Source organism: Nocardioides sp. (assembly GCF_035429765.1).
GTDB lineage: Bacteria > Actinomycetota > Actinomycetes > Propionibacteriales > Nocardioidaceae > Nocardioides.
On record NZ_DAOMFK010000201.1, the window covers coordinates 1 to 5,682 of the forward strand.

A 5,682-nucleotide genomic window follows, 5' to 3' on the forward strand; every position below is an offset into this window, starting at 1 on the left:
GGGCGAGCGCGACGGCACGGAGCCCCCAGAGCCGTTCCCGGAGCGGGTGGCTCGCCGTGAGTGCCTCGAGCTCGGCGGCGACGGTCGCGTGCCGACCGAGCGCCAGCTCGGCGACCGCGTGGTCCTCCAGCGCCAGGAGTCGCAGCTCCTCCAGCCGTGCCCGTTCGGCGACGGCTCCTGCGGCCTGGTCCAGCTCCAGGTAGGGCGTGCCCCGCCAGCTGGCGAGGGCCTCGTCGAGCCGAGCGAGCGCGTCGGCGACCACGTCAGTGGCGACCTGCGGGGCAGCGGCGCCGACCGTCGGGGAGAGCGGGTCCAGCACCCGGTGGGAGGCACCGACGGCCACCTCGAACCGGTGGGCGTCGACGGCGTCGGCAGGTAGTCGCAGGGCGTAGCCGGGCGGGCTGGTGACGAGCACGGTCGCCGGGGCGCGGGGCGGCCGGTCGGGCTCCAGGCAGCGACGCAGCCCGGCGACGTACGACTGCAGGGTGCCGGCCACTCCCGGCGGCGGGGCGTCGGCCCACAGCAGGTCGATCAGCGCGTCGACCGACACCGGACGGCCCAGGTGGAGGGCCAGCGCCGCGACCAGCGCGCGCTGCTTGCGGGCCCCGAGGTCCACCGGGACGCCCGCCATGGTGACGCCGGTACCGCCCAGGACGCTCACCCGCATCCCCGCATGATAGGAGCGGATGAGCCGGTCGTGGCGTCATCGGGGGCGGACGCGACTCCGCCCCCACCCCATGGGGACGGGGCGGGGGCGGAGAGGGGTCGGTCGGTCAGGCGAGAGCCTTGGCCTTCAGGGCGTCGAACTCGGCCTGGGTGATGGCCCCGGAGTCCAGCAGCTTCTGGGCGTCGGCGATCTGCTGCGCCGGGTTGGCCCCGCTTCCGGCCACCTGCTGGATGTACTTCTCCTGCGCCGCCTGCTGCTGCGCCACCGCCTGCATCTGCCGGTCGGTCATGCTGCGCCCGCGGGCGATCAGGTAGATCAGCGCGCCCAGCCAGGGCAGGAAGATCAGCAGGATGGCCCAGCCGGCCTTGCCCCAACCACTGAGGGTGCGGTCGCTGAACATGTCGAACACGCAGCGGAACCAGATCATGATCGCTGCGATCCAGATGAACAGCCAGATGCTCCACAGGAGAACGTCCCAGAAGTCGGTGCTGATCGAGTCCATTGTCAGTCCTTCTCTCATGTCCCTGGCCCCGTCCCGTGGTGGGCCGGCTCAGGGCTCGCTCGCACGTCTGGTGTCCCACCAGACCCGTTGGTACCAGCGTGCCTCACTCCGCAACCGCCCGGCATCGTCCTCACTGGGTGAGATCGCGGTCAGCCTCCGGAGGCCCGGCTCCGCTGGCCGGGGCCGGCGCGGCGGTCTCGCCGTGGGGGAGCTGCCGGATGAAGGGAAGGGACCCGAGCGCGAGCAGGAACGCCACCGCCAGGCCCACCTTGAGCGACAGCAGCTGGGCGGACTCGTAGTCGTCCACGAGCGCCTGGGCGGTGGCCTCGTCGAGCCCGGCGTCCTGCGCGGCTGTCCTGATCTCGTCGGAGGGCACGAAGTCGAGGCCCGAGCCGACCGCCACCCCGACCTGCGCGCTCACCTCGTCGCTGATCCGCTCGTCGTCGGCGATCGTCGAGACGAAGGCGCTGGTCAGGCCGGCCAGGACGACCGCCCCCAGCAGCGCGACACCCAGCGACGAGCCGAGCTGCTGGCCGGTGTACTGCAGCCCACCCGCCTCACCGCGGCCCGAGGTGTCCACCGAGGACTGCACCACGTTGCCGAGCTGGGAGGCGATCAGGCCCATCCCCACTCCGAGCACGGCCATCGACCAGGCGAAGCCGGAGTTGTCCAGCTCGGGCGCCACGGTGCCCAGCAGCAGGAGGATGGCGACCATCGTGACCAGCAGGCCGGCCCGCACGATCGAGCGCACGTCGAACCGCCCGGACAGCCGCGACCCGGCTGCGGAGGCGAGGAACATGGCGATGGACACCGGGAGCATCCGGATGCCGGTCTCGAGGGCGTCCAGGCCGATGACCAGCTGCAGGTACAAGGGGACCGTGAAGAAGATCCCCATCAGGATCAGGTTCTGTGAGAACAGGCCGGCGAGCCCGGCCCGCAGCGACGGGATCTGCAGCAGGCCGAGGTGGACCAGGGGGTCCCGGCCGCCGGCCTCCCGGTGGCGCTGCCAGACCGTGAACGACCAGAGCAGGACACCGCCGAGCCCGACCACGAACGGCGTCAGCGCGAGGCCGAAGACGGTCACCGGCGAGTCGTTGGGCCGGATCACCCCCCAGGTGCTCGACTGCAGCACACCGAGGACCACCAGGCCCAGACCGGAGGCCGACAGGACGGTGCCGACCCAGTCGAGCGAGGGCACCGGCTCCGGCCGCGGCGCGTCGACGACTCGGGGAGTCATCGCCAGGATCACGCCCACCAGCAGGACCTCGCCCAGGAAGATGATCCGCCAGGAGTACTCGGTGGTCGCCCAGCCGCCGAGGATGGGCCCCACCGCGATCCCGGCGCCCGCGATCCCGCCGATCACCGCGTAGGCCACCTTGCGGGAGGCGCCCTCGAAGTTGCCGGCGATCAGCGCGACCAGGGCCGGCATGACCATGGCCGCGCCGATCCCCTCGAGGACCGACCAGCCGAGCGCCAGCACGGTCACCGTCGGTGCGACAGCGGTCAGCGCGGAGCCGACGGCGTAGACCACCAGCCCGATCACGAAGGTGCGCCGCCGGCCGAGGATGTCGCCGAGCTTGCCGCCGGTCAGCATGAACATCGCCATCACCAGGCAGTAGAACGTGATGACCGCCTGGATCGTGGTGACGGTGGTGTCGAAGTCGTCCACGAGCGCGCTGATGGAGACGTTCATGGCCGACTGGTCCAGGACCATCACGAACTGGGCGAGGCCCAGCGCCACCAGAGGCCACCAGCTGACGGTCCTGCCCGTCGTCGCGGGGCTGGACTGCGTTGCCTGGGTCATGTCAGGGCCTGCTTCCGGTGAGGGGCGTGGGACGGGCTCGCGGTCGGGTGCTCACTCCCAGAACACCCGCTCGACGACGGCGTGGGCGCGACGGGTGGCCCGGAGGTAGTCGTTGACCATCCGGTCGGAGTCCCCCGGCGGGTAGCCGAGGACGCTGGCCACGGCGGCACGCTCGCGGGGGTCGTGGGGCAGCTGGTCGAAGGGCTTGCCGCGCACCAGTGTCAGGGCGTTGCGGATCCTGCTGACCAGGCGCCAGGCGACCGCCAGGATCTCGGCGTCCTCGGGCGTGAGGATCCCCTCCGCCTGCGCCGCCGCCAGTGCGTGGAGCGTGACCGGGGTGCGCAGCTGCGGCACCCGGCCGCCGTGGCGCATCTGCAGCAGCTGGACGGTCCACTCGATGTCGGCGAGGCCGCCGCGACCGAGCTTGAGGTGGGTGTGCGGGTCCGCTCCCCGGGGCAGCCGCTCGTGGTCGACACGCGCCTTGATCCGGCGCACCTCACGCACGTCGGCCTCGGAGATGCCTGCGGCCGGGAACCGCAGGGGGTCGATCAGCGCGGTGAACCGAGCCCGCAGCTCGGGATCGCCGACCACCGCGTCCGCCCGGAGCAGCGCCTGGAACTCCCACACCCGCGACCACTTGGCGTAGTACACGGCGTAGGAGTCCAGGGTGCGCACGAGCGGCCCCTGGCGTCCCTCGGGCCGCAGGTCGGCGTCCACCTCCAGGGGCGGGTCGGTGCCCGGGGCGGCGAGCAGCCGGCGTACGTCGTTCGCGACGGCCGCCGCGAACGACGAGGCCAGCTCCGGGTCCGCGTCGGGCATCGGGTCGTGGACGAAGACGACGTCGGCGTCACTCCCGTACGACAGCTCGAACCCCCCGTAGCGGCCCATCGCCACGACCGCGATCCGGGTCGGAGGACCGGCGAGCCCCCGGTCGGCGACCGCCGCGGCCGTGGCCACGGCCAGCGTGGCCTCCAGGGTGGCGTCGGTGAGCCGGGACAGGGCGGCGCCGACGTCGGCCACGTCGGTGAGGCCGAGGAGGTCCCCGGCGGCGATCCGGAACAGCTCGCGCCGGCGGATCCCCCGGATGGTCCGCACCGCCTGCTCCGGGCTCGTCTGCCGGCCCGAGGTGGCCAGCATCTCCTCGGTGATCGCCTCGGCGGTGAGCGGCACCAGCTCCTCCCCCAGCAGCTTGACCCCCTCCGGCTCGCGCTGCAGCAGGTCGGTGGCGTAGCGGGAGGTGGCCAGCAGGTGGGCCAGCCGCTCGGCCACCTCGCCCTCGTCGCGGAGCATCTTCAGGTACCACGAGGTGCGGCCCAGCGACTCGCTGATCCTGCGGAAGCCGAGCAGTCCGGCGTCGGGATCCGGGGCGTCGGCGAACCACCCGAGCATGGCCGGCAGGAGCGTGCGCTGGATGGCCGCCGTGCGTGACACCCCGCTGGTGAGTGCCTCCAGGTGGCGCAGAGCGGCCTGCGGGTCCTGGTAGCCCAGGGCGGCCAGGCGCTGCCCGGCCGCCTCCGGCGAGAGCCGGACCTCGTGCCCGGGGATGCGGGCCACCGCGGTCAGGAGCGGGCGGTAGAAGAGCTTCTCGTGCAGCCGGCGCACCTCGCGCCGGTGGTGGTTCCAGACCTGGTCGAGCGCCTCCACCGGGTCCTTGAGGAACCCCATCGACCGGCCCAGCCGCCGACGTGCCTCCTCGCCCTCGGGGACCACGTGGGTGCGGCGCAGCTGGTGGAGCTGGATGCGGTGCTCGAGCGTGCGCAGGAAGGCGTACGCCGCGTGCATGGCGTCGCCGTCGTCGCGGCCGATGTAGCCCCCGTGGGTCAGCTGGGCCAGCGCCCTCAGGGTCGCCGGGGTGCGCAGCCTGTCGTCACCTCGGCCGTGCACCAGCTGCAGGAGCTGCACCGCGAACTCGACGTCGCGCAGTCCCCCGGATCCCAGCTTGAGCTGCCGCTCGGCCTGCTGGCTGGGGATGTGCTCGAGCACGCGGCGCCGCATCGCCTGCACGTCGGCGACGAAGCCCTCCCGCTCGGCGACCTGCCACACGAGAGGCGAGACCAGGTCGGTGAAGGAGCGGCCGAGCTCCAGGTCGCCGGCGACGGCGCGCGCCTTCAGCAGGGCCTGGAACTCCCACGTCTTGGCCCACCGCTCGTAGTAGCCGCGGTGGCTGGCGAGGGTGCGCACCAGCGGACCGGCCTTGCCCTCGGGACGCAGCGCCGCGTCGACCGGCCAGATCGTGCCCTCAGCCGTGTGCTCGGAGCACACCTGCATCATCTGCGCGGCCAGCTGGGCCGCGACCCGCAGCGCCTCCTGCTCGGGGGCGCCCTCGACCGGCTCGGCGACGAAGATCACGTCCACGTCGGAGACGTAGTTCAGCTCGTGCGCGCCGCACTTGCCCATGGCGACCACCGCGAGCCGCGCCGTGCGGGCCCGGTCCCCCACCCGGGCCCGGGCGACGGCGAGCGCTGCCTCGAGCGTGCCCGCGGCCAGGTCCGAGAGCTCCGCGGCGGCGTCCTCGACGGCGAGGTGGTGGGCCAGGTCCCGGGAGGCGAGCCGGAGCAGGTGCCGTCGGTACTCCACCCGGAGCACGTCGGCCGCGGCCTCGACCGTGGCCACCGGGCGGGGCTCGGCGGGGTTGGCGCCGACCGATCCGAGGAGGGCCGCGCGCAGGGCGTAACCGGCCGGCAGGGTGGAGCGCCGGGGGGGGTAGGT

The 5,682-nt window shown here is 73.4% G+C and carries 4 protein-coding genes; all 4 read right to left on the reverse strand.

The genetic code is table 11. The features are described from left to right. Positions 1-667, reverse strand: a 667-nt coding sequence (locus tag PLP61_RS14375) for an AfsR/SARP family transcriptional regulator (protein WP_324503438.1), incomplete at its 3' end; no start/stop codon positions are given. A 106-nt stretch (positions 668-773) separates the two neighbouring features. Then, the gene (locus PLP61_RS14380; RefSeq protein WP_324503439.1) at positions 774-1,169 is read right to left on the reverse strand and encodes an SHOCT domain-containing protein; all 396 of its coding nucleotides are present in this window, start codon (positions 1,167-1,169) and stop codon (positions 774-776) included. 130 nt (positions 1,170-1,299) lie between these two features. Continuing rightward, a complete protein-coding gene (locus tag PLP61_RS14385; RefSeq protein WP_324503440.1) occupies positions 1,300-2,973 on the reverse strand; it encodes an MFS transporter in 1,674 nt (557 codons plus the stop codon). A gap of 51 nt (positions 2,974-3,024) precedes the next feature. Further along, on the reverse strand, positions 3,025-5,682 hold a 2,658-nt coding region (locus tag PLP61_RS14390), incomplete at its 5' end, for a bifunctional [glutamine synthetase] adenylyltransferase/[glutamine synthetase]-adenylyl-L-tyrosine phosphorylase (RefSeq protein ID WP_324503441.1).

Coding starts and splice junctions, on each gene's coding strand:
- PLP61_RS14380 (WP_324503439.1), bottom strand. CDS start 1,169: ATGGACTCGATCAGCACCGACTTCTGGGACGTTCTCCTGTGGAGCATC.
- PLP61_RS14385 (WP_324503440.1), bottom strand. CDS start 2,973: ATGACCCAGGCAACGCAGTCCAGCCCCGCGACGACGGGCAGGACCGTC.